This is a genomic window from Sphingobacterium sp. UBA1498 (genome assembly GCF_002325125.1).
GTDB lineage: Bacteria > Bacteroidota > Bacteroidia > Sphingobacteriales > Sphingobacteriaceae > Sphingobacterium.
This window is the reverse complement of sequence record NZ_DCRG01000037.1, coordinates 44,849-71,053: the sequence shown is the minus strand read 5'-3', so window position 1 is coordinate 71,053 and position 26,205 is coordinate 44,849. Positions and strand designations below refer to the sequence as shown.

Below are 26,205 nucleotides of genomic sequence, written 5' to 3'. Positions count from 1 at the left end.
GTGAGTCAAGATAAAATAACTGGTAAAACCTACGATATCAATTTGGTAAAGCGCATGAGTCGCTATATGCGGCCGTATCATGTCACATTTTGGATATCGGTCGTTCTAACGATATTGTTAGCCGCTGTGGCGCCCGCTTTGCCCATGCTAATTCAGCACACACTGGATAACTATATCTTAAACTTCGATACAAGCGGATTATCTTTTATGTTGATAGCGATGTTGGCCCTGGTCATCCTACAGACTTTGATCCGTTATTATCATACCCTAATGACGAATACCCTTGGGCAGTCCGTAATTCGCGATATTCGAATTCAGGTATTTAATCACATCGTACAACTCAGGCTGAAATATTTTGATCGTACGGCATTGGGAAAATTGATTACACGTACCATCTCTGATCTGGAAACCCTTTCAAATATTTTTTCTGAAGGGTTGATCCAGATTATTGGTGATTTATTGCAGCTGGTTGTTATTCTGGTTGTCATGTTTTACTCCGACTGGAAACTGACATTGATTGTTTTAATTCCAATGCCTTTGATGGTGGGCGCGACTTATGTGTTTAAAGAGGCGATGAAGTCTGCTTTTATTGATGTGAGAAAATGGGTTTCCAACTTAAATACTTTTCTACAAGAACACATTACGGGAGTCGGTATTATCCAGTATTTTGCGCGCGAAAACCAAGAAATGGATAAGTTTAAGGAGATTAATGCACAACATCGAAATGCACATATCCGGACGAATTGGTACTTCTCCATCTTTTTTCCTGTTTTGGAAATTATCATGGCCATTGCCTTGGGGTTATTGGTCTGGTTCGGTTCCAAGCAGATTATGGGGGATGTGATCTCTCCTGGTGTCGTGGTCGCTTTTATCATGTATATCAATATGATCTTTAGACCCATTCGGGAGCTTATAGATAAGTTTAATACCCTTCAAATGGGGATGGTGAGCGCTGAGCGCATCTTTGAAGTCCTGGACACTGACGAAAAGACACCAAATTTAGGCACCTTGAAACCCCGTCATATCAACGGAGAAATTGTTTTTAAGCACGTTTGGTTTGCCTATAATGAAGAAAACTGGGTGCTGAAAGATGTGAACTTCAATGTCAATCCAGGGGAGACTTTGGCTTTAGTGGGAGCTACTGGTGCCGGAAAGTCTTCGACGATCAACATTCTGAGCCGGTTTTATGAAATAAATAAAGGTGAAATTCTGTTGGACGGCCGTAATATCCGCGATTATGACCTTGATTATTTGAGAAATACAATAGCAACGGTATTGCAGGATGTATTCCTTTTTTCGGATAGTGTGCTCAACAATATTACGCTCGGTGATCCAACGATTTCTAGGGAGCAGGTAATCGCAGCCGCGAAGGAAGTAGGAGCGCATAATTTTATTATGCGGCTGCCCGGGGGCTATGATTATGATGTGAAAGAACGGGGTGCAACTTTGTCTGCTGGACAGGCACAGTTGATTTCTTTTATACGGGCGCTGGTGCACGATCCCCGGATTCTTATCTTGGATGAAGCGACCTCTTCGGTGGATACCGAAACGGAAGAGCTAATCCAGCATGCAATTGACAATTTAATGAAGGGAAGAACATCAATTGTCATTGCTCACCGCTTGTCCACCATTCAGAAGGCGGACAAGATTATTGTGTTGGATAAAGGCGAAATAAAAGAAATCGGAACACATCAGGAATTGTTATCTTTTGATGGTTACTATAAGAAACTATACGACTTGCAATTTCATTCCGCAGGAATTTAATTAAGCAATAATACTCTCTTTAGGAATAGTTTCTTCATCTTCAATACGTGTATTTGCTTTAATTTCGGAACCCCGTCCTACAAGAACATTTGATCCAATTGAAACATTTGGTCCGATATTAACGAAATCTTCAATAATGGTATTACTTTCGATAACAGCAGAGCCCGAGATAATGCAGTGGTCACCTATCTGCACATCAGGGGCGACAGAAGCGCCAGGTAGGATAATGGTACCTTCTCCAATTTCTGCCCTCTTCGATACGAAAGCTTTCGGATGGATGAGCGTCTTGTAGTTCCATCCAGCATTTTCCGATACAATCCGTTGGCGAAGACCCGGATTTTTGACTGCAATAAAGAACTCTTCTTCCGTATCTTTAACTTGATGATGAAGTTGAACCTCATAATCGAATACATCTTCAATGAGCAGCGATTTGTCGATAAGGCCACCAATATCAATCGCGAGGTCTTCTGCTACATCGACTGCAGTTTTTGCGTGGGCAGTTGCACCGTATATATATAACATGTTTTTTTTTCGCAAAGATAAAGCTTTCTAAAAAAGATGCCCTTTGGTATCCGGTAAAAAATTGCAACAAAATGTTGGTTTGATTGTTTTTCTACTTAAAGAGCTATAAAGTTGATTGTTTTTTCGGAAGCAATTATATTGCATATAAAGATCAATTTATCTAAGTTTGTTGCTGTACAAAAATTAAACTATGATTCAACGTATCCAAACTGTTTATTTGCTGATAGCAGGATTAGTCATATTCGGCTTGTTTCTATTTCCCTATGTTAATTATAGCGATTTAGTGGGGTTAGGGAAAAATGTAAAAGTAACTGGCGTGTATGGTGTGGCTGCAGGCCAGGCTGTACATGAAGGGGGATTTGGGTATATCCTTCAGACTGTAGCAACCGTTTTATTAGGAGGGCTTCCGATATTTACGATATTTAAGTTTAAAAAACGTAAAGTTCAACTTTTGCTTATCTGGGTAGAGATCGTGGCGATTATATTATTTGCAATATGGTTATATTCATCTGCAAGTACCCATTTAGCTACAGTAAGCCAATTTTTGGGTGCTGGAAATATCGGAGTAGGATTCTTTTTATTGCCAATTTCGATTATTTTCTGTGCGTTAGCCATGGGAGGCGTGCGAAAAGATGAAAAGTTAATCCGATCTGCGGATCGCTTACGGGCATAATTTTAAAATAATAATACAATAATAGTCAAAGCTACGGTTTTCGTGGCTTTTTTAAGTATATATGATATGAATGTTTTTGTTCGATATATGTCCATCTTTATACTTTTCCTTGGTGGCACAATAGTACATGCGCAATCTGCAGATTCGTTGCTGGTTGTTGACGATATTCAGTTTGATGTCAAGGGATATTATGTAGATGAATCTAAGAAAGAATTGGTGGTTAATCTATTTGCTATATCGTACAGTACTGATCCGAGGGAATATAAAATGAATACCTTTTCCACGCAAGTGTTGGATCAGAAAAAACAGTCCCATTTTTTTTCAAGCATCCAAATGGGCAATGTTTTAGTTAAGTTCGAGGATAAACAGAATTATCTGCATTATTTATTAGAAGAAGATAAGCCTGTGGATATACAGGTGGTTGTTAAGGATTGGAAGAAAACGGATAAGCCGCTTATGATCAAGCTGGTGTTCGAGAGCAGTACAGAAGAAGGCGAGTTTTTGGATGTTCCTATTCCATTAAAGAATTAGTTGATTGAGGTATCGTTTAAAAAAAAGCTTCGAAGTTATAACTTTGAAGCTTTTTTATTTGGTCAATATTATCGATTATATCGGATCTGCTGCCTGTCCATCATGCCCATCTGATCTTTCATCATTTTGATCTGGTCCGCCAATAATTTGTTTTTATCTGCTTTTTTCGCTTCTTGAAGAAGTTTTTCTGCTTCACGCTTATTGCGTTTTGCCATTGCTACCCCGGCCAGGCTTAATTTTGCTAAAGCAATATTATGGTCCATATGCAAACCCAGAGCCAATGCTTTCTTAAAATATTTTTCAGATTGCATGGGTGCACGTTGTGATTCGATCAGCCCAATCAGCATATTGTAGTAACCGTGCTGTTGTGGAATCAATTGCTTTTCGTAGTTGGTGATTTTTCCTAGCCATTTTTCTGCTGCGACCATATTTTGTTTACGCATATGCCATTGCGCAATCAGCATATATTCATGGAAAAATACAGTAACGAAGCCTAAAATCGTGACGAAAATACCTAATATTCCCCAGCCCCAGTTCCCAGTCCAGAATAAGGCGACTGTTCCGATAAGCAATGCACTGCAAATAATGATTCTAACGAGATTTGACATAAATCTTTGTTTAAAATATTTTTATTCAATTTAATCTTGCAAATATCCGTTAATTTCACCGTTTAAGCAACTTGTTCAGGTGGTTATTTTGTAAAAATGTATTTTTATAGAAGTCAGCTGCCCTTAAACTAGTTTTGCATATCGAAAGAGAAAGGAGGGGGGGGGCGGATAAATTTGCCTTTGTATTGAACTTTATCTATGTTTGAATTATGGAAAAGCAATATGATGATTCTTGGGCGCCTGTGTTAAAGCCGTTGTTCGCCCAACCCTATATGAAACAGTTGTCTACTTTTGTACAAGGGGAGCGTCGACAAAAGAAAGTGTTTCCACCGGCAGGTCTTGTGATGAATGCTTTTAAACTCACACCACTCGATCAAGTGAAAGTTGTCATTTTAGGGCAGGATCCTTACCATAATGATGGACAGGCGCATGGTCTATCTTTTTCTGTTCCGGAAGGAATTGCGGTGCCGCCGTCCTTAAAAAATATTTTCAAGGAATTGCAAGATGACATACCTGGTTTTGTTGAGCCACAATCTGGCAATTTGACTTCTTGGGCCAAACAAGGAGTGCTGCTATTGAATGCGACATTGACCGTAGAAGCACATCGCGCAGCATCCCATCAAAAGAAAGGTTGGGAGATTTTTACAGACAGCATTATTCACGCCATTTCGGAGCATTGCGATCACGTAGTATTTCTATTATGGGGAAGTTATGCCCAAAAGAAAAATGTGCTTATTGATGCGAAAAAACACCTTATCCTAACGGCGGTACATCCCTCACCCTTATCTGTTTATCGCGGTTTTTTTGGCAGCAAACACTTTTCGAAAGCAAACCAATACTTGGTTGCGCAGGGTAAAACTCCAATTGATTGGCGCCTGGTTTAAATTTTGCGAGAAGTTTATTATACCATCGCCGGCGTTCGCCGGGAAGAGTAAATGTTCTCTAAAGGTAAGCTGCCGGTAAAGATGTTTTTGATAGAGACTAGGTGTCTTTGCCTAATAATTCATATACCACTTAATATTCCAATGGAATAATAGGCTCTTTTTTGCTTGTAGACATAATCATCATGGTTTGGAATGTCTTTACAAAAGGTATTTTGGATATTTTTTCCATAATAACACCTTCGTAAGCTTTGATATCTTTCACGTAAACTTTGAGAATGAAATCGCAATTTCCTGTAACGTGGTGGCACTCGGTTACTTCAGGTATCATTTTTACTGCGGCAACAAACTCCGGTATCGCATTGTGTGTATGGAAGTCGAGTGAAATTTGGATGAACGATTTGATTCCAAGACCTAGCTTCTCTTCGTCTACAAATGCATGATAACTTTTGATGAAGCCTGAATTTTCCAGCTTTCGCACACGTTCTAATGTTGGAGCGGGAGAAAGTCCAATGCTGGAAGCGAGCTGCAAATTAGTTATACGACCATTCTCTTGTAATAGTTTAAGAATTTTTAAATCTGTTTTGTCCGGTGCAAAGGGCATATCTTAAGTCTTAATAATCAATACTATTTGTAAATATACAAAATTAAATTTGGAAATTTAAAAATATACGAAATTATTGATGATTAATAGATTTTAGCTATATCATTGATGCGTATTTATAGCTTTAATTGATGAAAAATCATTTGACTGTCATAATCGTTTGAAATGTGTTCATTTTAATTAAATAGAGTGACAAATATCATTTTTTATTAAAAATACCAGCGTATAGCCGTATAAAATGCTGTTTTATTGGCTTTGAAATTGTAACTTTGCAGTTCGATAGGTGGGGAGGTGAAGCCCTCCCAAATTAGTTAAACCGTGAGAGCGCAATATGAGTACTAAAGACGACGATTTGTTAAAAGAGCTAGAGCTCGAAGAATATAAATATGGGTTCACGACAGATATCGAAATGGAAATTGCAGCCAAAGGCCTTAGTGAGGATACGGTGCGTTTTATTTCGGCAAAAAAGAATGAGCCTGAATGGTTATTGGAGTGGCGATTAAAAGCTTTCCGTCATTTTTTGACGTTGAAAATGCCTACTTGGCAGAATTTTAAAGCTCCTGAAATTGATTTTCAAGAGATTTCTTACTACGCGGCTCCTAAAGCAAAACCACAGCTGAATTCAATAGATGAAGTTGATCCTGAGTTGATTGCTACTTTTGAAAAATTAGGGATTCCTTTGGACGAACAGAAAATATTAGCTGGTGTTGTTGCCGTAGATGCTGTCTTTGACTCCGTTTCCGTCAAAACAACATTTCGTGAGAAGTTAAAAGAACAAGGAGTCATCTTTTGTTCGTTTGGTGAAGCTGTGCAAGAGTATCCAGAGTTGGTGAAAAAATATTTAGGCACAGTTGTCCCGCAGACCGATAATATCTATGCAGCCTTGAATTCTGCTGTTTTCTCCGATGGTTCATTTGTTTATGTCCCAAAAGGAGTGAGATGTCCGATGGAATTATCGACCTATTTCCGTATCAATGCACAAAATACGGGACAATTTGAGCGTACGTTGATCGTTGCAGATGAAGGAGCTTATGTGTCTTATTTGGAGGGATGTACAGCGCCTATGCGTGATGAAAATCAACTGCATGCTGCGGTCGTTGAACTGATTGCAGAACGCGATGCCGAGATTAAATATTCAACAGTACAGAACTGGTATCCTGGTGATAAAGATGGAAAAGGCGGGATTTATAATTTTGTGACTAAACGTGGAATCTGTAAAGGAGACAACAGTAAAATTTCCTGGACTCAGGTGGAAACTGGTTCTGCCATTACATGGAAATATCCGGGGGTGATTTTAAAAGGTAATAATTCGATTGGCGAATTTTACTCTGTGGCCATGACGCGCAATTATCAGGTGGCCGATACAGGTACGAAAATGATTCATTTGGGTAAGAACACAAAATCTAAAATTGTCTCTAAAGGTATCTCTGCCGGTAAGAGCCACAACAGTTATAGAGGTTTGGTAAAGATTGGGCCGAATGCAGACAACTCGCGTAATTTTACACAATGTGATTCCTTATTGATTGGTGATAAATGTGGAGCGCATACGTTCCCTTATATCGAAAATAGAAATAAGACGGCTAAGTTAGAGCATGAAGCGACTACTTCTAAAATTGGTGAAGACCAAGTATTCTATTTGAATCAGCGTGGTATAGATTCAGAAAAAGCTGTTGGTCTAATTGTCAATGGTTATGCGAAGGAAGTATTAAATCAGTTGCCGATGGAGTTTGCGGTAGAGGCTCAGAAATTATTGGCAATTTCATTAGAAGGTTCAGTAGGATAGATAAAAAATCATTGGAAATGTAGTTTTATAACACTGCATTGCACCATACTCAATACGAATAAAATGTTAAGCATTAAAAATTTACATGCGTCTGTAGAAGACAAACAAATATTAAAAGGGTTAAACCTAGAAGTAAAAGCGGGAGAAATTCACGCGATTATGGGGCCTAATGGTGCTGGTAAAAGTACTTTGGGCAATGTATTGGCGGGACGTGAATCGTATGAAGTAAGTGAAGGTTCGGCACTATTGGATGGTATAGATTTATTGGATCTTTCGCCCGAGGATCGTGCACGTGAAGGGCTGTTCTTGGCTTTTCAATACCCTATTGAAATTCCGGGTGTATCGAATATCAATTTCTTGAAAACAGCTGTAAATGATATACGCGAATACAAAGGGCTTCCTCCTATGGAAGCAAAGGAATTTTTACAGATGGTTAAAGACAAGCAAAAATTAGTAGAGTTTTCAGCTAATTTAGCTAACCGTTCTTTAAACGAAGGGTTTTCCGGCGGTGAGAAAAAGCGTAACGAGATTTTTCAATTGGCCATGTTAAATCCAAAATTGTCTATTTTGGACGAGACCGATTCTGGTTTGGATATCGATGCACTTCGTATCGTTGCAAATGGGGTGAATCAATTGCGCTCCAAAGACAATGCTTTCATTGTTATTACACACTACCAACGTTTGTTGGATTATATCGTTCCAGATTTTGTTCACGTACTCTATAATGGACGCATTGTGAAATCAGGACCTAAAGAATTGGCTTTGGAGCTTGAAGAAAAAGGATACGATTGGTTAAAAGAATATGATGCACAAAACGCCTAATCTTTTACCTGAGTTATTAGGATTGGAAGAGAATTTTGGCGATTTGATTAAAATATAACATGAGTACATTAGTTTCAGAATCATTACTTCAACAAGTGTTGGGAGCATACAAGGAGCAAGGCGTTTCGGACGAACCTTCGTTTTTTGTACAAGCCCGTCAACTTGCATTCGAACGTTTCGAAGCAGCAGGCTTTCCCACCGTTAAGAATGAAGAATGGAAATATACAAACATCCACAGTATTATCAATAAGACCTATGCGCTTGATGTTGATGTGGATATCGAAGGCTTAGATTTTGGTGCTGGTGAGATCCCTAAGCTGGATGCCTATCGCATTATCTTGGTAAATGGCCAATATGTATTGGCAGTAAGCGAACTAGAAAGTGTGAAAGGACTTTCGGTTGTTCCTATGGATGAAGCCGTGTCGGACCCTGCTTTTGAAGCGCATTTTGCCAAATATGCCGATAAGTCAGACAATATTATGGTTGCGTTAAATACCGCTGCTTTCACGAATGGTGTTTTTATCCATGTAAAGAAAGGAGCCGTAATTGATAAACCAATTCAGATTATTCATGTCGCAACAGGCAAGGAGGATTTCTTTGCACAAACACGTAATTTGATTGTTGTCGAACCAAATGCAGAGCTAGAGTTGATCGAAAGCTTCATCACTGCAGAAGGTACTGCAAATAACGTTCAAAACAAGGTTTCTGAGATTATTGTCAAAGAGAATGCAAAGATGCAGCATTATTATTTGCAACTCGCTGGATCTGTAAGCCGGTACTTTAATCATACAGAAGTACACCAAGAAAAATATAGCCTTTATAATAATTACAATTGTAATTTCCCCGGAGCACCATTTATTCGTAACAATATCAATGTACGTTTGGATGCAGAAAATGTGGAAAGCCATTTATATGGCATTAACTTAACTGCTGGAGATCAATTGGTCGATAATCATACCGTTGTAGATCATCTTAAGCCGCACTGCGAGTCTTACGAATGGTATAAGAATATTACGCAGGATAAATCTGTAGCGGTTTTCAATGGGAAAATTTTCGTTCGCGAAGATGCTCAAAAAACCAATGCTTTTCAACAGAACAATAACATGTTGATGTCAGATAATTCCACTGTGTACACTAAGCCTCAATTGGAGATCTTTGCAGATGACGTAAAATGTTCGCATGGATGTACGATTGGTCAGTTTGACAACGAAGCGCTGTTTTATCTAAGAGCAAGAGGGATTGGTGAAGAATCTGCGCGTATCCTGTTGGTTCATGCCTTTGCATTTGATGTAACCACACGTTTCTCTAACGAAGTTGTTCGGAAATATGTTGAAGAGCTTGTAGAGGAAAGTCTGAGAACAAGTTAAATCCATATTGGATTATATCGCTTTTAAAATATGGCGTTTACTAATGAAGTAGACGCCATATTTTTTTTATGCGACCGATGGAATCGTAGTCATTATATCAATTGACATTTTTCTTTTTGTTGTTTTTAGTTAGATGGAAGATTTTCTAATTGTATTGAGAAGAAATGCCCAAAAGATGTTGTACATCGCGGGGTATATATGGTATGATCCATAGGAACCAAATTCGCCCTTCTCACGGTGTTACAACGGATCTTAGTCGGAGTTTTAACGTTACTCGTTCGCTTGTAACCGAAGAAGCACCGAGCAAGTACCGAGCAAGTACCGAAGAAGCACCGAGCAAGTGCCGAAGAAGTGTAGAATCTGATCCCCTTTAGGTCTTTCTTTCTTCCCTAAATAGAATCACAATTGAAATTTATACTTTCTTTGGTATCTAGTCGAAGTTGTGCTAATACTTCTTTCGTAAATTTTAAACTCAAATTTGGCACGGAGAGAAACGATAAAGCTTTACTGGATGTAAATAGAAGGGAAAGGAGACTATTATTAAACGCAAAAAGCTTCCAAATTTTGGAAGCTTTTTTAGAGCGAAAGACGAGATTCGAACTCGCGACCCCAACCTTGGCAAGGTTGTGCTCTACCAACTGAGCTACTTTCGCGTTGATGCTACAAAAATAACGCATTCATTCGTATTCTGCAAGAGAAAAAGCAAAAAATGTTAACTTAAATCGATCGCATCAACGCAATTAATTCCATCTATTGCAGCGGAAATGATACCTCCGGCATAACCAGCACCCTCACCACACGGATAAAGTCCCTTGACCTGAGGATGTTGTAAATCTTCTTTATTTCTAGGAATACGGATCGGTGAAGACGTACGGGATTCGACTCCAACTAAAATAGCTTCATTGGTGTAATAACCTTTCATCTTTTTGCCAAAGATAGGCAAGGCACCTTGTAATGCTTTGTGAACAAAAGACGGCAATACTTCGGTCAGGTCTGCAGAGGCTGTTCCGGGTTTGTAAGAATTCTCTGGTAGGTCGAAAGACACTCGTCCTTCGACGAAATCAACCATGCGTTGTGCTGGAGCGACCAGATTGCCACCGCCTATCACAAAAGCTTTTCGTTCAATCTCCTTCTGAAAATTGAGTAATGCAAACGGATCCGTTTGTGCGTTGGCAACATCCGCGAGGTTTATCTGGATAACAGTGCCTGAATTAGCGTGCGGGTTATTTCGTTTAGATGGTGACCACCCATTGACAACAATTTCGTTTAAATCGGTCGCACAGGGAGCAATGACCCCTCCAGGGCACATGCAGAAAGAAAATACACCACGGTCATTAACCTGTTCCACCAAGCTGTAATAGGCAGGCGGCAAATGCTCGCTTCTAACCTGACAGTGATACTGTGCCTGATCAATAATTGTCTGTGGATGCTCGATGCGCACTCCTAAAGCAAATGGTTTGGCTTCAATCAGCCAATTATTACGGTGGAAAAGCTCGAAAATATCGCGAGCAGAGTGCCCTGTCGCTACGATAACGTGATTGGCTTTGATGTGTTCGCCACTGGCTAACTTGACGCCACGAACTTGCCCAAAAGATTCTAAAATGTCGTCCACGCGCTGGTCAAAGTGAAATTCACCACCAAACTCAAGGATACTGTCGCGCATGGCTTCAATAATATGCGGTAGTTTGTTTGTGCCAATGTGTGGTCGGGCATTGACCAGAATATCTGTGGTGGCACCATGAGAGACGAAAAGCTTGAGCACTTTTTCTACATCCCCCCTTTTATTGGAACGTGTATATAGTTTTCCATCCGAGTATGTCCCTGCGCCACCTTCACCAAAGCAGTAATTCGATTCGGGATTCACAATGCCTTCACGGTTCAGCTTCGCAAGATCACGTCTACGGTCCTGTACTTTCTTACCACGCTCAATGACAATTGGTTTGAGGCCACGTTCGATGCAACGGATCGCAGCAAATATACCAGCAGGCCCTGCGCCTACGATGATAACCGATTTTCCATCTTTGGCCGACTTGAAATTATTTTCGTAGATTTCAGGAATAGGCAGTTCATCGATGTAGTAAATAATGCGGGTGCGGTAGACTACCTGCCTACTGCGGGCATCAATTGAACGTTTTCTGATTTTGTATCCTTTGATTTGCTGGGGTTGAACGCGTAGGGTTTTTATACCTTGTTGTAGAATATAGTGTTCATCCTCCATTTTTTCAGGTGGTATCGCAATTTCGATTTCTTTTTGCATAGTATAAGGGGCTGGGTTTTTATCCCAAAACCGATACAAAGTTAATGAATATTGACTATTTGAAGATTTGGAAATAAAAATATTCTTATCTTAGTAAGAGCTTGGTATATGCTTTGATAGTGTAACCGTATAATTTGAATAGTATTTAATTCTTTGAACAATGAAAATTAAAAGATTTTTGGTCGCCCTATGTGGTTTATTTGCATTAGTATCCTTAAACTCCTGCGGCTATAATACAATGGTCTCGCAGGATGAGAATGTTAAAGGAAAATGGGCGCAAGTTGAAAATGCGTATCAACGTCGTGCGGATCTTGTTCCGAATTTGGTCAATACCGTAAAAGGGGCAGCAAAGCATGAAGAAAGTACCTTGACCGCAGTTGTCGAGGCAAGAGCTAAAGCAACCTCTGTAACGATTAATGCTGATGATCTGTCTGAAGAAAATATCGCTAAATTTCAAAAAGTTCAAGACGAGTTCAGTGGCTCATTGAGTCGCCTTTTGGCTTCTGTAGAAGCTTATCCTGACTTAAAGGCGAACCAAAACTTTTTGGAACTTCAAGCGCAATTAGAAGGTACTGAAAATCGTATTTCGATAGAACGTAGAGCCTATAATGAAGCTGTACAGCAATATAATACAACAGTACGTAGCTTTCCCAACAATTTAATGGCCGGCATGTTTGGATTTAAGGCAAAAGGTACATTTACTGCTGCCCCAGGTTCGGATAAAGCACCAACGGTATCATTCTAAGCAAATTGACAGCAATGAATGGGATGATGGATGATGCGGCTTTCGTAGAAGCTCATCATCCATTTTTTTTCGTTTTTTAATTAAGAAATATTTTTTGGACATCGATCAACCCTTTGGTGACTCGTCAAAGAATACACATGTATATATAGATTATGGCTTTAAATTCTGAAGAACAAGACAAAATCGTCCACGCCATTAATGTGGCCGAAAATGAGACTTCCGGTGAAATTCGTGTGGTAGTAGAAAATCATTGCCCCGATGAGGTACATGATCGCGCAACTTATTATTTTTCCAAATTAGGCATGCATAAAACAGTATTGAAAAACGGTGTCCTTATTTATATCGCGTTGGAAGATCACAAGTTTTCCATTATTGGAGATAAAGGAATCCACCAGCGCGTGGAAAGTGATTTTTGGAACAGTACCAAAGATCTGATGGTGGCTGAGTTTAGGGAGGATCGTATTGTTGAGGGCTTGGTTAGAGGGATCGAACATGCGGGCAAACAGTTGGCAAAATTCTTTCCCCGAGAGCATGATGATATCAATGAACTGCCCAATGATGTGGTGTTTGGGGATCGTTAATCGTCAATTAGCAGGCAACAGCAACGCAGCTACTGCTTGTGGCATAAATGAATAAATATAAATAGCCGCGAAACTTCGAGGTTTACCGATTGCCTATAGAAGCAGGAAGAATTGCTTAAGGCGGACAAAAAAATAATAGGATGAAATTTGTATTGAAATTATTTTCCCTGATTCGAATACCTGCTATGGCAATATTGCTTTGCACGTTGTCGATAGCCTCAGTATTGGGCCAAGATTTCCCAGAAGCATCAAACAGACTTGTCAATGATTATACCAATACGTTGACAGCGAATCAAAAGCAATTATTGGAACAAAAGCTACTGGCCTTTGAGGATTCTACATCCACGCAAATCGCGGTGGTTATGATGAATTCTACGGGAGGCTATGATATTTCTGATTACGCAGTACAATTAGCGAAGAAATGGGGGATTGGCAATAAAAAATACAACAACGGTATTTTATTGTTGGTCGCACTTGGGGATCGCGCGGTGACCATTCAGACTGGATATGGGATAGAGGGAGCTGTTCCCGACGCGATTGCCTACCGCATTATCGAGAATGATATTAAGCCTGCATTTCGTCAAAGAGATTATTACAAGGGAGTGGATGATGCGACCAGTTCCTTAATATCCTATACCAAAGGTGAATACAGAGCTGATCCAAAGCAACCAAAAGGAAAGGGCTCGGGATCTGTTATGTTTGTGATCATTATTGTGATTATCTTGATCGTTATTTTCTCGAATCGCGGCGGCGGCGGTGGCGGTGGCCGGCGTGTCATGAATGGGCGCGGTGCTTCTGATGTGTTTTGGTGGACATTGCTGAGTGGCCTTGGCGGCGGTGGCGGGCGAAGTGGTGGCGGCGGATTCGGTGGCGGATCGGGCGGTGGATTTGGCGGTTTCGGCGGTGGTGATTTTGGTGGTGGCGGTGCATCTGGCCGTTGGTAACATCTTTGCTAAAAAATGTTAAATAGCGCTTCCATGAACTGGAAATGTTTTACATTTATGTGGAGTATATAATTATGAAAAAGAGAATATTAATGGGTTTAAGCTTTTTACCAGCCTTATTAATGGCGCAAGAAAGCTACACCGTGACAGGGAAAGTAAACGCTACGTCGGACAAAGCGAAGGTGTTTATGCAATACATTACCAATGCAACCCGGCAGACAGATTCTGCGATGGTCGTAAAAGGTGAGTTTAAGTTCAATGGGCAGGTGACCTCACCAACCAAAGGTATGATGATCTATTCACCAGAAGGCTTATCTTTCGCTGAACTTAGAAATAGTCAAAAGCAGCCCGAAACGGCACAGCTATATCTTTCTAAGGGAGTTATCAAAGTCGATGCAACCAAAGGGTTTAAAGATGCAACTATTTCGGGTACAACACTTAACGACGATCTTATGCAGTATAAGGCTTTTGTAAAACCTTATTCGGACGCATTCGAAGCGTTGAATCAACAATATTACGCTGCTTCTGATACTCAAAAACAGGATCCAAGTTTCATCGAAGGTTTGCAAAAGCAAGCTGGTGAGATTTCTGAAAAAATGGAAAAATCAGATGCAGAATTTATAAACAAAAATCCGAAGAGCTGGTATACATTGGATTTATTGTCTGACAATCTCAATGGAGAGAATGTTACTGAATATGTAACTTCTTTCGAGAAATTGTCTCCTGAATTGAAAAGTTCCGAAAAAGGGAAGGAGTTGGCTGATCGCATTCAGAAATTGAAAGCCGTGGCTGTTGGTGCAATAGCACCGGACTTTACGTTGCCGGATACCACAGGAAAAAATATTTCCTTATCATCTTTAAGAGGTAAATATGTCTTGTTGGACTTTTGGGCGAGCTGGTGCGGTCCTTGCCGTCACGAGAACCCGAACGTGGTCGCAGCCTTCAATAAGTTTAAAGATAAAGGGTTTACGGTATTTGGTGTATCTTTAGATAATCCTGGTAAAAAGGATGCATGGGTGAAAGCCATCCATGATGATAATTTACAGCAATGGCCACATGTTTCAGACTTACAGGGCTGGAAATCTGCTCCGGTCAAATTATATGAAGTGCGTGGTATTCCACAAAACTTCCTGATCGATCCGTCGGGTAAAATTGTCGCATCAAATTTAAGAGGTGAAGCTTTGGAAGCGAAGCTGGCTGAATTGCTGAAATAACTCAATTCGTTTTCGGCCGCCATTAGGCCTTTAATAGCCCCTAATTGTTAAACTCATGTGATATGAGGATGCAATTAGGGGTTTCTTCTTAAGGGAACAAAAAAAATTATAATAATGAATAAAATAGTATTTCTGAGTATATTTTTGTGGAGTGTGATTGCCTCGTGTAGTGGTGATGAAGATAAGGGTATTCCTGTTGTGAACTTAGAAGCACTTCATGCCATTCCTCTGGATCATTCTATTGATCAATTGGCCAAGGACACTACCTTTATTGATGTTACGCTTCCGCCAAATGCCAGAATCGATCAGCTCTCCCAAGAAGAACTGGGAAAACTAAAAGCTGCTGCCTATCGCTTTTATCAGCATGTCACCTTAGAAGATAATCAATATCGCATTAACCTTAAAAGCCCTGAGGTTTTACACTTATCTGATCAGGTGGTTAAAGCCTATGAACAGGCTATCAGTAATACGAATCATTTCGCTGACTCGATGGCAAAAGCAGGTCAGGCAATACAATTACCCCCTGTGTCTGAGCAATACCTAAATAATTTGCTGAAGTAGTAGTTTTTATAAGATCGTGTGCTATAGTTCGTTTTGTGCTAATAAAGCGAAAGAGTTTAAAAGTCAAGTCAGTTTCCTTTATAGCTGCAATAGTGTTTTGGGGAGATCTGTATAAAGTAAAAAAAAACGTGGCTGTCCAAAAGGTTGGACAATCCACGTTTTTTTATATGAAGTTGAGACTAAACGATATCTTTTACAGCGAAAGGATCTCGATGATACGAAGCAGATCTTCGTTCATTTTCACATGGTGTTTAATGGCGCTTTTAAAAGGAGTAAATCTTACCTCACTGCAAATTAGTCCGGCCATTTCACCTCTGCGGCCTTGTAGTAAAGCCTCTACGGCAGCTACGCCAAGCCTGCTTGCTAAAACACGATCCATACATGTTGGACTTCCACCACGTTGAATATGTCCTAAAATAGAAAGCCTAACATCGTAATGTGGGAAATTTTCCTTGATTTTTTCTGATACAACCATACCCCCTTCTTTATCACCTTCAGCAACGATAATGATACGAGATGATTTATTTTTACGCGTCTTGTCGAGCCTTTTCATGATTGCGTCATAGTCCACTTCAAACTCAGGAACCAAGACTGCTTCTGCGCCGGTACTGATTCCTGAACGGACGGCAATAAGACCTGAATCGCGTCCCATTACTTCAATCACAAATAGCCTATCGTGAGACTCGGCAGTATCGCGAATTTTGTCTACAGCTTGGATAACAGTATTAATGGCTGTATCATAGCCAATAGTAAAGTCTGTACCGGCCAAATCGTTGTCTATTGTACCTGGAAGGCCAATAATAGGAAAATCAAATTCTTCAATAAATTTGGATGCGCCCGTAAATGTACCATCCCCGCCGATAACCACCATGGCATCAATACCGTGGCTGCGTAAGTTTTCATAAGCCTGTTTACGTCCTTCTGTCGTTTTAAAGGCTTCGCTACGGGCAGTTTTAAGGATAGTGCCGCCACGTTGTATGATATTCGCTACAGATTTGGCATCCATAGGGACAATCTCTCCATTAACAAGACCATCATAACCTCTTCTTACACCAAATACCTCAAGATTATTGTAGATTCCCGCCCTAACAACAGCGCGGATACCAGCATTCATTCCTGGAGCATCTCCTCCAGATGTCAGAACAGCAATTTTTTTAATGTTACTCATACGTACTCAAACTTAGCTTTTTTCAAGCGTATATACAATTATATTTCCTTTATTAGCTATCGCCAATAATGCTATTGGCAACTGGTAATGGCTTTTTTACTCCACTTTATTTCAGGTTAAGCTAAAGATAATGCAAATTTAATAATTACCTATATTGTTCATGTATGCTATTCTTGTCGAATGTCTCCAATCGTATACGGACTATTTCTTTGCCTTAAAAGCGTCAATTCCACTCTGAAGGAAAGCAATATATTCTGTAACGTTATAGTTTGCACCTGTTTTCGGGACCAATACGGTTCCGGATGAATCGACGATCACGTATAGTGGTTGCGAATTGCTGTCGAAAGTCGAGGCTTGGAAATCACTGTTTTTATTTCCTATCGTTTTTATCTTTTTCCCACTGTATTTTGAAATAAACTGCTCACTTTCTGGTAATTTAGTTTTGTCATCGACAAATAATTCAGCCATAATAAACTCTTCCTTCAATAGTTTGGCAACTGCGGGATCAGTCCATACATTGGCTTCCATTTTCCGACAATTGACACAATTCCAGCCTGTGAAATCAATAAGTACCGGCTTATTTTGCTCTTTTGAAGCTGCTAGAGCTTCCTCATAATCGTAATAAGGATCAAATCCTTTTGGCGTGCCCCGTTCATGAAAGATTTCAGCGTATTTTTTGACCTTACCATCGCTATGCGCTGGTGAACCGCCTACTCCAGTAGACAGGTCAAAATCCTGAGTTGCCGTAGGGGGAAGGAATGCCGAAATGGACTTCAATGGTGCACCCCATAATCCGGGTACCATATAAATGACGAATGCGAATACAATGACAGCCAAGATAGTTCTCGGTACAGAAAGAAATTTTAGTTCACTGTCGTGGGAAAACTTAATTTTTCCAATAAGATATAATCCCATCAGGCCAAAGATAGCAATCCATAGTGATAAGAATATTTCTCTATCTAGCCAATTCCAATGGTAAGCCAGATCTACATTTGAAAGGAACTTTAATGCTAGTGCGAGTTCTAAGAAGCCGAGTACGACCTTTACCGAATTTAGCCATCCGCCCGATTTGGGGAGGGATTTTAGCATCGATGGGAACATCGCAAATAAACCAAAAGGAATGGCAAGCGCTATGGAGAAACCGAGCATACCGACTGCGGGAGCTAGGCGCTCTCCTTTTGAGGCAGCTTCTACCAATAGCGTTCCAATAATGGGACCGGTACAGGAGAACGATACCAGCGAAAGGCTAAAGGCCATAAAGAAGAGGCCTATTAGGCCGCCTTTATCGGATTTGGCATCCATTTTATTGACGAAAGAGCTCGGTAAAGTGATCTCAAAGGCACCAAAAAAAGACGCGGCAAAAACAACCAATAACAGGAAGAATAAGAAATTAAATATCCCATCTGTTGATAAAGCATTTAACGCGTCGGAACCGAAGGAAATGGTGATGACCATTCCTAAAGCGACATAGATGACAATGATGAAGAGGCCATAAAGTAGTGCTTTGCTGATACCGCTAGTCCGACTTCCTGCTTGTTTCGTAAAATAACTCACCGTTAGGGGCAACATTGGAAATATACAGGGCATAAGTAGTGCTGCAAAACCACCTACTAATCCGGCAATAAATATGCTCCAAAGTGATTTCTTTCCCGTTTCTGGATTGCCTGAGGAGGCGTTTATTTTAGCTGGAGCGGTTTTACTGCTATCCTGGCTAACCATCGTGTCGGGTGAGGCTGTAAAATTAAGGTCTTCCGGTACTGCTTCAACTGCATTAGATGTGTCCGGTGATGATTCAAATTGAAGTCCTTCTGTACTCGCTAAGCTATCTTGTGTCGATGCAAGCGTCGCTGTTGTTAACGAAAGACTGAAAAAAGCAATCAGAAGTAAAATGAATGTATTTTTTAACATGCGTATGTATTTCAGATGTTAGGTTCAAAAATAAAAAAAGGCGATGAGAATCGCCTTATTAATTTATCCGTATAGAATCATTTTTACTATTTGATTGTCACAGCAAAAGCATATTCATCTGGAGGAAGACATTGTGAAGCATCACATGCTTGCCACTCTACTGTCCCTTTAACTGTTGCAGTACCTTTGTTTAACGTTACTTTTTGTTGAAATATCACTTCATTTGTAAAGTAACCTACATCCATTTTAAATACGTCTTCATGTTTCACTTTTGGTTTTGGCTCAGCAGTTTTACCAACCACGGTATAATCAGCCGCTTTCGCAAAGGTGAAAGAAGTTGGGATAGGTCCACCATCTTTTATATTTTGTGAATAAATGTGCCATCCATTTTGGATGGTTGCTTTTACATATACGACAGCTTCTTTGCTATTTAGCTTTTTGCTGGCCACTGTCCATTTTACTGGTTTGTGAATTTGAGCGAATGCTCCCGTAACTGCAAAAATCACTGCAGTCATTAACAGTATTAATTTTTTCATCAGACTTTAATTTGTTCTTTCTTTTTCCGCTACAATTATTGCAGTGTGTTGTTTTTATTAGATACGTTGGGTGAATAAAGGTTTAATCACGCTTTTGACAAAGTTAGAACAAAGCTTTGATATTTCTAAAAATGGGTTCTGCTTTTTTTGTAAAGATTAAGAAATGAGATGCGTAATCTCTTTGATATCAAATTCTTGTAATTGGTTATCTAATAAAATCTTTAGTTTACCTTCGGCAGATACCTGCTGAATAATGCCCGTTTGCTTGGTGCCAGCGATTAAAAATGGTTTTTCTTCGCCTTTCCAGAATAATAATTCGTTGTATTTGTTTAGCTGATAGTGGGATCCCTTGTGAATGAGGTTCAAATATTCCAGGTGTATACTTTGATACAGCTCATCCGCTAAGTTCTTTATGTCGTAATCGGTTCGATCGGTTAGGCATGCTAAAGAGGTTATTGTTGATGTTGTGTCAAAATTGGTTTGATTGATATTTATACCGATTCCTATGATAGCGCTATTGATATTATGGCCTTTTAATGTATTTTCTATTAAAATACCGGCTATTTTCTTTGAATTGACGTAGATATCATTGGGCCATTTTACGGCAACAGGCTGCTCAACTTTGGTTTTCAACCAGTTGGCGGTGGCAATGGCGATGGTAGCCGAAAGTGAGAATTGTTGCGCTATTGGTAAGAAATAGGGCCTTAAAAGGATAGATGTCGTGAGATTTTTCCCCGGTTCACTGATCCATGAGCTTCCTCGCTGGCCTTTACCTTGGAACTGTTCTTCTGCTAAAATGGCAGTCCCTTCTGCTAGTGGCTTGAATTTTGACAATAATTCCCTGAGATAATCGTTTGTAGAGGCGACTTTGTCAAGATATATTGTATTTTGGCCGATGATAAGTCCCGAAATATTGTTATTTTGCAAACTGAAAGTATTAAATAAATATTAAGTCAAAACTATCATATTTTTTAATGAGTAAAAATAAAAGTACAGAATTGTCCCAACGTCTATCAGAAATTATCGTTTACGGTATGCAAGAAAAGAAAGCAAACGAGATTGTTCGTTTGGATTTAAGAGATCTTCACAGTTCTGTTTCTGATTATTTTGTTATTTGTCATGCTGATTCCAACATTCAGGTNNAAGAAAATATAATTACGATATAATGAAAAAAATCCCGAGTAGTAAGGTAAGCCCTAAACCGCCGAAATTTAATTTTGTGTGGCTTATGATTGCCATGTTTTTAGGTTTTTTTGCCTTACAGTACGTTTTTGGAGAAAACCCAGCTAAGGAAGTTAGCTATAGCGATTTTGAGACACGCATGTTGAACACAGGCTCTGTAGAGCGCCTTGTCGCTTATAAGAAAAATGATCTTGTAGAGGTTGAGGTGTATCTGAAGAAGGGCTGGAAAGATAATCCTAGTTTTAAGGATGCTGTAAAGACCTCCGATCCTTTACCAAGTTTGTCTGGACAAGAGGACAAAGGACCACAATATATTTTTAAAGATGCTTCTCCCGATGTTTTGGAGAAAAAGTTAGCTGCTTCTCAAGCTGAGTTAGCGCCTGGTACACCGAAGGTACAATTAACGTATGATGATCGTTCTAATCCATGGGCGAGCTGGTTTATTACCTTTATGTTGCCATTATTGGTGTTGGCTGCAATCTGGATTTTCTTGATGCGCCGTATGGGCGGCGGTGCCGGCGGTGGTGGCGGTGCTATCTTCAATATTGGTAAGTCGAAAGCTCAATTATTTGATAAAGAGGCTCAGATCAATATTACATTTAACGATGTGGCTGGTCTTGAAGAGGCGAAGCAGGAAGTTATGGAAATTGTGGATTTCTTGAAAAATCCGCGTAAGTATACAAATCTTGGAGGTAAAATTCCAAAGGGAGCATTGCTTGTAGGGCCTCCAGGAACAGGTAAGACATTGCTAGCAAAAGCTGTGGCTGGTGAAGCTCAAGTGCCATTCTTTTCACTATCGGGATCCGACTTTGTGGAAATGTTTGTGGGGGTAGGTGCATCTCGTGTTCGTGATTTGTTTAAACAAGCTAAAGAGAAAGCGCCTTGTATCATTTTCATTGATGAGATTGACGCAATTGGCCGTGCTCGGGGCAAGAATTCAATGATGGGTGGAAATGACGAGCGTGAAAATACGTTGAATCAATTGTTAGTGGAGATGGATGGTTTTGGCACGGATTCGGGTGTTATTATTTTAGCAGCTACTAACCGTATCGACGTATTAGATACGGCATTGCTACGTCCGGGACGTTTCGACCGCCAAATTTCGATTGATAAGCCAGATTTGATCGGCCGTGAGCAAATTTTTAAAGTGCATCTTAAGCCTCTGAAATTGTCGGCTGAGGTTGATGCAAAAAAATTATCTGCACAGACTCCTGGTTTTGCAGGCGCAGAAATCGCCAATGTATGTAATGAGGCCGCACTTATTGCTGCCCGTAAAAATAAACCGGAAATTGATATGCAAGATTTTCAGGACGCAGTTGATCGCGTGATTGGTGGTCTTGAGAAAAAGAATAAAATTATCTCTCCGGAAGAGAAACGTATTGTCGCTTATCATGAAGCTGGGCATGCTATTGCTGGCTGGTTTTTGGAACATGCAGATCCTTTGGTTAAAGTATCTATTGTGCCCCGCGGTGTGGCTGCTTTGGGATACGCGCAGTATCTTCCCCGAGAGCAGTTTTTATATACGACAGAGCAGCTTATCGATAGCTTATGTATGACCATGGGAGGGCGTGTAGCTGAAGATATTACTTTTGGAAGAATTTCAACTGGTGCTCAAAACGACTTGGAGCGTATTACGCAGCTTTCGTATGCAATGATCGCGATATACGGTATGAATGACAAAGTGGGAAATGTTTCTTTCAGAGACAGCTCGGAGGCATCGTTCCAGAAGCCATATTCTGACAAAACGGCAGAGTTGATTGATGCAGAGGTCCGTAACTTGATCAGTGATGTTTATGCACGTACTAAACAGTTATTGCTGGATAAACGTGAAGGACTGATCAAAATAGCGGAGAAGCTATTGGAAAAGGAAATCCTCTTTCAATCGGATTTGGAAGAGATACTAGGGAAGCGTCCATTTGAAACCAAGACTACTTACGAGGAGTTTGTGAATGGTGCCGACGGTGGTGGTGTACCACAAACTGATTTACCCTTAGATATTCATCCGGATGAAGCGCGATCCAGCGATGGTCCGATTTCAGACAATCCGTCCAATAATTTGAATTAATTTGAATGTTGCAGCGCTAGAATTATCTAGCGCTGCATTTATATATTTGCGCCATGAACGTGAAGAACGCAACTGCGAAGGAGGTAATGTTAAAACGGGTACGTCAGGCATTACTACAAAAAAATGATAATCCCCATCCGAATTTTAAGGAAACTGCTCTTTACCATGATGAAGATGAATTAGTGGATCTTGTTTTTGTGCGTGAATTGACCGCTGCGGGAGGCAAATTTCTATATTGTGATGGCGAGATTGGTCTGATTGAAAATTTGATTTCATTGACCGAAGTAAATAGCATTAAAAATATCTATGCTTGGGAACAAGGTATTCAAAACTTACTCAGTCCCTATGGTTTTCCCTTTTTGAAAACAGAGAAGGATTTTGAATTGGCAAATGCCAGTATCACCTCTTGTGAGGCTTTAATAGCTCGTAATGGAAGTGTTATGGTGAGTAATGCAAATGCTTCCGGACGGCGGTTGAGTATATATCCCCCCATTCATATTGTCGTTGCCAAGGCTTCGCAATTGGTCTGGGATTTGAAAGATGCTTTGGCTTATATGCAGAAACGTTACGGTCAGGAGATTCCGACGATGATTTCCACCATTACCGGCCCGTCCAGAACGGCTGATATTGAGAAGAGGTTGGTTTTGGGAGCACATGGGCCAAAAGAACTTTATGTTTTACTTTTAGAGGATAGATTTTAGAAATTATTATGCTATTAACTTATTTAACCGAAACGCCTGTTGCGAGTATTATCTTCTTTTTTACGATCGCCGTCAGCGTCTATACTTTTTCACATGAACAACTTTTCGGCAAACTGATGTTGCATCCCTACAGTATTGCACGCAACCGCAATGTCTTTACGATCCTGACAAGTGGTTTTGTGCACAAGGATTGGGGACATCTGCTGTTCAATATGCTTACCTTTTACTATTTTGGGTTTGGTTTAGAACGTATACTTGCTGCTGCAAGTCCCTATGGCCATATCTTATTTGCTGTTATTTATGTAGGCAGCTTGATCCTGAGCGATATTCCAACCATCGTACAGCAGAAAAATAATCCAGGTTACTATAGTTTGGGTGCTTCAGGTGCCATCTGTGCGGTGCTGTTTAGTTATATTCTTTTCGACCCTAAAGTGACCATTGGGGTAATGATGATTATTCCTATGCCAGCTTACTTATTTGCATTTCTGTTTTTAGGTTATTGTGTATGGGCGTCCAAAAAGGGACAGGATGGTATTAATCACGATGCCCATTTCTTTGGTGCGCTGTCGGGACTAATCCTGACGATCATCTGTTTTCCATGGGTTATCAAACATTGTCTGGCACAATTCTAAAATTTTCCGTTCCAGGTTTCCCGATCTAAATTTCTGTATTGGATTGCTTCAGCGATATGGTGGTTATCAATTGTTGGGCTATTTTCCATATCAGCGATTGTGCGGGCAACCTTCAGTATTCTATCGTATGCTCTTGCGGATAGGCTGAGACGCTCGATTGCAGTTTTGAGCAATTTCCTTCCGGCTTCGTCAATCTGACATATTTCTCGCGTTAATCGGGTACTCATTTGTGCATTACAATGCACGTCTGGGAAAGATTTAAAACGTTCTTTCTGGATTTCGCGTGTCTGAATGACCCGACGGCGTACCGTGCGGCTATCATCTACAGAGCGTGTCGTACTCAATTCGTCAAATAGCACGGGGGTGACTTCGATGTGCAGGTCTATACGGTCTAAAAGTGGTCCTGATATTTTGCTTAGATAACGCTGGACGGTGTTAGTGCCGCAGATGCATTCTTTCTCGGGGTGATTGAAATAACCACAAGGGCAGGGGTTCATAGCAGCAATGAGCATAAAACTTGCGGGGTACTCGACGGTAAGTTTAGCTCTTGATATCGTAATTTGACGCGATTCCAGCGGCTGACGCATGACTTCGAGGACGCTCCGTTTAAATTCTGGCAATTCGTCAAGGAATAATACGCCATGATGGGATAAAGATATTTCACCCGGCAATGGATTTGAGCCGCCGCCTACCATGGCTACATCGGATATTGTATGATGTGGAGAACGAAAGGGCCGTGCAGTGACGAGGGAATCTTTCGCCTTTAGATTTCCAGACACAGAGTGTATTTTGGTCGTTTCCAGCGATTCGGTCATATTGAGCGGGGGAAGGATCGTTGGTAGTCTTTTTGCCAACATGGTTTTTCCTGCGCCTGGCGGACCTATTAAAATAAGGTTATGTCCACCAGCTGCTGCGATTTCCAGCGCTCGTTTGATATTCTCCTGTCCTTGTACATCAGAGAAATCGACGTCATAAATGGCCGTATCATCCTGAAAAAACGTTTGTATGTTAACTTTTGTAGGCTTGATTGTTACTGTATTGTTGAGGAATTCCACTACTTGGGTCAGATTTTCTACACCAATAACATCGATTTCGGTGACGATAGCTGCTTCTTTTGCATTGGCTTCAGGTAATATTATTCCTTTAAATCCTTCTTTGCGCGCCTGTAATGCAATTGGTAGAACACCACGTATGGGCTTAATACTTCCGTCTAATGATAGCTCGCCTAAGATAAGATAGTTTTCCAGACGGATATTTGTGATCTGCCCGGAAGATGCTAATATGCCTATTGCGATTGATAGGTCGTAACTTGAACCTTCTTTACGAATATCTGCGGGTGCCAAGTTGACAACGATCTTTTGGCGCGGCATGTGAAGTTGACAGGAATTAATGGCACTTTCGATACGTCTTAAGCTTTCTTTAACGGCATTGTCAGGCAGGCCGACGATATAATAATGGAGGCCAGTAGATACGATTACCTCGACGGTAATTGTACAGGCATTTATCCCATGGACGGCGCTGCAATAGGTTTTATTTAGCATAATTTTCATAATCGATTGATTTAAAGATACTAAAAAATTGAGTAAGTTAATAATTGTTGGGTGAGATATTGAAGGCGGATCCAAGATTACCGAAAAAAATGATTATATTGTTAATATAGTTCCTTATTAATAATGGATAAAAAGCATTGTTTGGCAAACGATTTGCTTTGGTAATTGTATTATTAACGAGGACTAGATTCGTCGTAATAGATTTAGAACTTTAAAAGAAAAAGAAATGAATGACACAAGTAAAGTAGCTTTGGCGTTATTGGCCGGTCTTGCCGCGGGTGCAGCTTTGGGAGTTTTGTTTGCTCCGGATAAAGGGTCGGATACAAGAGATAAAATAAATGATTCACTAAGTGATTTGAGTGATGCTATTCGGGAAAGAGCGGAGGAGCAATTTGATCAGTTGAATGATTTCAAAGAGAAAATTGTTTCTACATTGAAGGGTAAGTTAAATCAGGCAGAAGAAGTGCTGGATGATGATATCATCGAACATGCATAGTTCGCGATTATTCAAAAGAATAATTGGTGTAGAGTACATATTATCAGGCTATTTCGCGAGATAGCTGTTTTACGATAGCTGCGCGCTCTTCATGTGTGTAGAGTAGTGCT

The 26,205-nt window shown here is 40.3% G+C and carries 25 protein-coding genes, 1 tRNA gene and 1 pseudogene; 17 read left to right on the top strand and 10 right to left on the bottom strand.

All coding sequences use genetic code 11. The annotated features are described in order from the left end of the window. A complete protein-coding gene (locus tag B3139_RS19705) occupies positions 1 to 1,764 on the top strand; it encodes an ABC transporter ATP-binding protein (RefSeq protein WP_293885181.1) in 1,764 nt (587 codons plus the stop codon). Here B3139_RS19705 and B3139_RS19700 read toward each other — a convergent pair whose 3' ends face one another. Further along, positions 1,765 to 2,286, bottom strand: coding sequence for a hypothetical protein (locus tag B3139_RS19700; protein WP_293885180.1), 522 nt, complete (start codon positions 2,284 to 2,286; stop codon positions 1,765 to 1,767). Between the two features lie 190 nt (positions 2,287 to 2,476). On the opposite strand from B3139_RS19700, the gene B3139_RS19695 reads away from it, so the two are divergent. Both B3139_RS19695 and B3139_RS19690 read left to right on the top strand, forming a co-directional pair. Continuing rightward, the gene (locus tag B3139_RS19695) at positions 2,477 to 2,959 is read left to right on the top strand and encodes a DUF4293 domain-containing protein (RefSeq protein ID WP_293885179.1); all 483 of its coding nucleotides are present in this window, start codon (positions 2,477 to 2,479) and stop codon (positions 2,957 to 2,959) included. A gap of 66 nt (positions 2,960 to 3,025) precedes the next feature. Next, complete coding sequence (locus B3139_RS19690) at positions 3,026 to 3,490, top strand: hypothetical protein (RefSeq protein ID WP_293885178.1); 465 nt, start codon at positions 3,026 to 3,028, stop codon at positions 3,488 to 3,490. A 68-nt stretch (positions 3,491 to 3,558) separates the two neighbouring features. Here the strand turns inward: B3139_RS19690 and B3139_RS19685 are convergent, their stop codons facing one another. Beyond that, a complete protein-coding gene (locus B3139_RS19685) occupies positions 3,559 to 4,098 on the bottom strand; it encodes a DUF2892 domain-containing protein (protein ID WP_209578373.1) in 540 nt (179 codons plus the stop codon). A 209-nt stretch (positions 4,099 to 4,307) separates the two neighbouring features. Between B3139_RS19685 and ung the strand changes: the two genes are divergently transcribed. Next, positions 4,308 to 4,982, top strand: a complete 675-nt coding sequence (gene ung, locus B3139_RS19680; RefSeq protein WP_209578374.1) for a uracil-DNA glycosylase — start codon at positions 4,308 to 4,310, stop codon at positions 4,980 to 4,982. A 130-nt stretch (positions 4,983 to 5,112) separates the two neighbouring features. Here ung and B3139_RS19675 read toward each other — a convergent pair whose 3' ends face one another. Continuing rightward, positions 5,113 to 5,583, bottom strand: coding sequence for an Lrp/AsnC family transcriptional regulator (locus B3139_RS19675; protein ID WP_046673117.1), 471 nt, complete (start codon positions 5,581 to 5,583; stop codon positions 5,113 to 5,115). Between the two features lie 331 nt (positions 5,584 to 5,914). Between B3139_RS19675 and sufB the strand changes: the two genes are divergently transcribed. From sufB to sufD, 3 genes are all read left to right on the top strand, one after another. Beyond that, positions 5,915 to 7,366, top strand: coding sequence for a Fe-S cluster assembly protein SufB (gene sufB / locus B3139_RS19670; protein ID WP_293885177.1), 1,452 nt, complete (start codon positions 5,915 to 5,917; stop codon positions 7,364 to 7,366). Between the two features lie 63 nt (positions 7,367 to 7,429). After that, positions 7,430 to 8,188 (top strand): Fe-S cluster assembly ATPase SufC, encoded by a 759-nt coding sequence (sufC, locus tag B3139_RS19665; RefSeq protein ID WP_293885176.1) that lies wholly within the window; start codon positions 7,430 to 7,432, stop codon positions 8,186 to 8,188. Positions 8,189 to 8,247: 59 nt separating this feature from the next. Further along, entirely contained in the window at positions 8,248 to 9,555 is a 1,308-nt protein-coding gene (gene sufD, locus B3139_RS19660; RefSeq protein WP_293885175.1) for a Fe-S cluster assembly protein SufD, read from the top strand. Between the two features lie 580 nt (positions 9,556 to 10,135). Here the strand turns inward: sufD and B3139_RS19655 are convergent. Together B3139_RS19655 and B3139_RS19650 are read right to left on the bottom strand one after the other, a co-directional pair. Next, a tRNA-Gly gene (locus B3139_RS19655) sits at positions 10,136 to 10,208 on the bottom strand. A gap of 59 nt (positions 10,209 to 10,267) precedes the next feature. Further along, complete coding sequence (locus tag B3139_RS19650) at positions 10,268 to 11,812, bottom strand: NAD(P)/FAD-dependent oxidoreductase (RefSeq protein WP_293885174.1); 1,545 nt, start codon at positions 11,810 to 11,812, stop codon at positions 10,268 to 10,270. 166 nt (positions 11,813 to 11,978) lie between these two features. Between B3139_RS19650 and B3139_RS19645 the strand changes: the two genes are divergently transcribed. From B3139_RS19645 to B3139_RS19625, 5 genes are all read left to right on the top strand, one after another. Next, positions 11,979 to 12,557, top strand: a complete 579-nt coding sequence (locus B3139_RS19645) for a LemA family protein (RefSeq protein WP_293885289.1) — start codon at positions 11,979 to 11,981, stop codon at positions 12,555 to 12,557. A 152-nt stretch (positions 12,558 to 12,709) separates the two neighbouring features. Further along, positions 12,710 to 13,138, top strand: coding sequence for a TPM domain-containing protein (locus B3139_RS19640; protein WP_209578383.1), 429 nt, complete (start codon positions 12,710 to 12,712; stop codon positions 13,136 to 13,138). Between the two features lie 140 nt (positions 13,139 to 13,278). After that, the gene (locus B3139_RS19635) at positions 13,279 to 14,082 is read left to right on the top strand and encodes a TPM domain-containing protein (RefSeq protein WP_293885173.1); all 804 of its coding nucleotides are present in this window, start codon (positions 13,279 to 13,281) and stop codon (positions 14,080 to 14,082) included. 74 nt (positions 14,083 to 14,156) lie between these two features. Then, the gene (locus tag B3139_RS19630) at positions 14,157 to 15,296 is read left to right on the top strand and encodes a TlpA disulfide reductase family protein (protein ID WP_293885172.1); all 1,140 of its coding nucleotides are present in this window, start codon (positions 14,157 to 14,159) and stop codon (positions 15,294 to 15,296) included. Between the two features lie 114 nt (positions 15,297 to 15,410). Further along, positions 15,411 to 15,857, top strand: coding sequence for a hypothetical protein (locus B3139_RS19625; RefSeq protein WP_293885171.1), 447 nt, complete (start codon positions 15,411 to 15,413; stop codon positions 15,855 to 15,857). 193 nt (positions 15,858 to 16,050) lie between these two features. On the opposite strand, the gene pfkA is transcribed toward B3139_RS19625, so the two are convergent. From pfkA to B3139_RS19605, 4 genes are all read right to left on the bottom strand, one after another. Next, positions 16,051 to 17,025, bottom strand: coding sequence for a 6-phosphofructokinase (pfkA, locus tag B3139_RS19620; protein ID WP_293885170.1), 975 nt, complete (start codon positions 17,023 to 17,025; stop codon positions 16,051 to 16,053). 201 nt (positions 17,026 to 17,226) lie between these two features. Then, complete coding sequence (locus B3139_RS19615; protein WP_293885169.1) at positions 17,227 to 18,933, bottom strand: protein-disulfide reductase DsbD family protein; 1,707 nt, start codon at positions 18,931 to 18,933, stop codon at positions 17,227 to 17,229. A gap of 86 nt (positions 18,934 to 19,019) precedes the next feature. Next, a complete protein-coding gene (locus B3139_RS19610) occupies positions 19,020 to 19,469 on the bottom strand; it encodes a protein-disulfide reductase DsbD N-terminal domain-containing protein (RefSeq protein WP_293885168.1) in 450 nt (149 codons plus the stop codon). 156 nt (positions 19,470 to 19,625) lie between these two features. Next, positions 19,626 to 20,396 carry a biotin--[acetyl-CoA-carboxylase] ligase gene (locus B3139_RS19605; RefSeq protein WP_293885167.1) on the bottom strand — a complete coding sequence of 257 codons (771 nt, stop codon included), beginning with the start codon at positions 20,394 to 20,396 and terminating at the stop codon, positions 19,626 to 19,628. A gap of 47 nt (positions 20,397 to 20,443) precedes the next feature. Between B3139_RS19605 and B3139_RS19600 the strand changes: the two are divergent. From B3139_RS19600 to B3139_RS19585, 4 genes and pseudogenes are all read left to right on the top strand, one after another. Beyond that, positions 20,444 to 20,608, top strand: a pseudogene (locus B3139_RS19600) (RsfS/YbeB/iojap family protein); the annotation flags it as partial. Positions 20,609 to 20,634: 26 nt separating this feature from the next. Beyond that, a complete protein-coding gene (ftsH, locus tag B3139_RS19595; protein WP_293885166.1) occupies positions 20,635 to 22,716 on the top strand; it encodes an ATP-dependent zinc metalloprotease FtsH in 2,082 nt (693 codons plus the stop codon). A gap of 53 nt (positions 22,717 to 22,769) precedes the next feature. Continuing rightward, on the top strand, positions 22,770 to 23,417 hold the full coding sequence (locus B3139_RS19590) for a LutC/YkgG family protein (protein WP_293885165.1): 648 nt from the start codon (positions 22,770 to 22,772) through the stop codon (positions 23,415 to 23,417). A gap of 8 nt (positions 23,418 to 23,425) precedes the next feature. Further along, a complete protein-coding gene (locus B3139_RS19585) occupies positions 23,426 to 24,049 on the top strand; it encodes a rhomboid family intramembrane serine protease (RefSeq protein ID WP_293885164.1) in 624 nt (207 codons plus the stop codon). Here the strand turns inward: B3139_RS19585 and B3139_RS19580 are convergent. Next, positions 24,046 to 25,590 (bottom strand): YifB family Mg chelatase-like AAA ATPase, encoded by a 1,545-nt coding sequence (locus tag B3139_RS19580; protein ID WP_293885287.1) that lies wholly within the window; start codon positions 25,588 to 25,590, stop codon positions 24,046 to 24,048. The genes B3139_RS19585 and B3139_RS19580 overlap by 4 nt on opposite strands. A 235-nt stretch (positions 25,591 to 25,825) precedes the next feature. Here B3139_RS19580 and B3139_RS19575 point away from each other — a divergent pair, with 235 nt between their 5' ends. Further along, entirely contained in the window at positions 25,826 to 26,095 is a 270-nt protein-coding gene (locus tag B3139_RS19575) for a YtxH domain-containing protein (RefSeq protein ID WP_070561440.1), read from the top strand. Positions 26,096 to 26,205: the final 110 nt, after the last annotated feature.

Bases quoted from the DNA above. Each gene is read 5' to 3' on its own strand.
- B3139_RS19675 (WP_046673117.1), bottom strand. From the start codon at position 5,583: ATGCCCTTTGCACCGGACAAAACAGATTTAAAAATTCTTAAACTATTA.
- B3139_RS19575 (WP_070561440.1), top strand. From the start codon at position 25,826: ATGAATGACACAAGTAAAGTAGCTTTGGCGTTATTGGCCGGTCTTGCC.
- B3139_RS19700 (WP_293885180.1), bottom strand. From the start codon at position 2,286: ATGTTATATATATACGGTGCAACTGCCCACGCAAAAACTGCAGTCGAT.
- B3139_RS19685 (WP_209578373.1), bottom strand. From the start codon at position 4,098: ATGTCAAATCTCGTTAGAATCATTATTTGCAGTGCATTGCTTATCGGA.
- B3139_RS19580 (WP_293885287.1), bottom strand. From the start codon at position 25,590: ATGCTAAATAAAACCTATTGCAGCGCCGTCCATGGGATAAATGCCTGT.
- B3139_RS19585 (WP_293885164.1), top strand. From the start codon at position 23,426: ATGCTATTAACTTATTTAACCGAAACGCCTGTTGCGAGTATTATCTTC.
- B3139_RS19625 (WP_293885171.1), top strand. From the start codon at position 15,411: ATGAATAAAATAGTATTTCTGAGTATATTTTTGTGGAGTGTGATTGCC.
- B3139_RS19695 (WP_293885179.1), top strand. From the start codon at position 2,477: ATGATTCAACGTATCCAAACTGTTTATTTGCTGATAGCAGGATTAGTC.
- B3139_RS19635 (WP_293885173.1), top strand. From the start codon at position 13,279: ATGAAATTTGTATTGAAATTATTTTCCCTGATTCGAATACCTGCTATG.
- B3139_RS19615 (WP_293885169.1), bottom strand. From the start codon at position 18,933: ATGTTAAAAAATACATTCATTTTACTTCTGATTGCTTTTTTCAGTCTT.
- B3139_RS19640 (WP_209578383.1), top strand. From the start codon at position 12,710: ATGGCTTTAAATTCTGAAGAACAAGACAAAATCGTCCACGCCATTAAT.
- B3139_RS19690 (WP_293885178.1), top strand. From the start codon at position 3,026: ATGAATGTTTTTGTTCGATATATGTCCATCTTTATACTTTTCCTTGGT.
- ftsH (WP_293885166.1), top strand. From the start codon at position 20,635: ATGAAAAAAATCCCGAGTAGTAAGGTAAGCCCTAAACCGCCGAAATTT.
- ung (WP_209578374.1), top strand. From the start codon at position 4,308: ATGGAAAAGCAATATGATGATTCTTGGGCGCCTGTGTTAAAGCCGTTG.
- sufD (WP_293885175.1), top strand. From the start codon at position 8,248: ATGAGTACATTAGTTTCAGAATCATTACTTCAACAAGTGTTGGGAGCA.
- B3139_RS19630 (WP_293885172.1), top strand. From the start codon at position 14,157: ATGAAAAAGAGAATATTAATGGGTTTAAGCTTTTTACCAGCCTTATTA.
- B3139_RS19610 (WP_293885168.1), bottom strand. From the start codon at position 19,469: ATGAAAAAATTAATACTGTTAATGACTGCAGTGATTTTTGCAGTTACG.
- pfkA (WP_293885170.1), bottom strand. From the start codon at position 17,025: ATGAGTAACATTAAAAAAATTGCTGTTCTGACATCTGGAGGAGATGCT.
- sufC (WP_293885176.1), top strand. From the start codon at position 7,430: ATGTTAAGCATTAAAAATTTACATGCGTCTGTAGAAGACAAACAAATA.
- sufB (WP_293885177.1), top strand. From the start codon at position 5,915: ATGAGTACTAAAGACGACGATTTGTTAAAAGAGCTAGAGCTCGAAGAA.
- B3139_RS19650 (WP_293885174.1), bottom strand. From the start codon at position 11,812: ATGCAAAAAGAAATCGAAATTGCGATACCACCTGAAAAAATGGAGGAT.
- B3139_RS19590 (WP_293885165.1), top strand. From the start codon at position 22,770: ATGAACGTGAAGAACGCAACTGCGAAGGAGGTAATGTTAAAACGGGTA.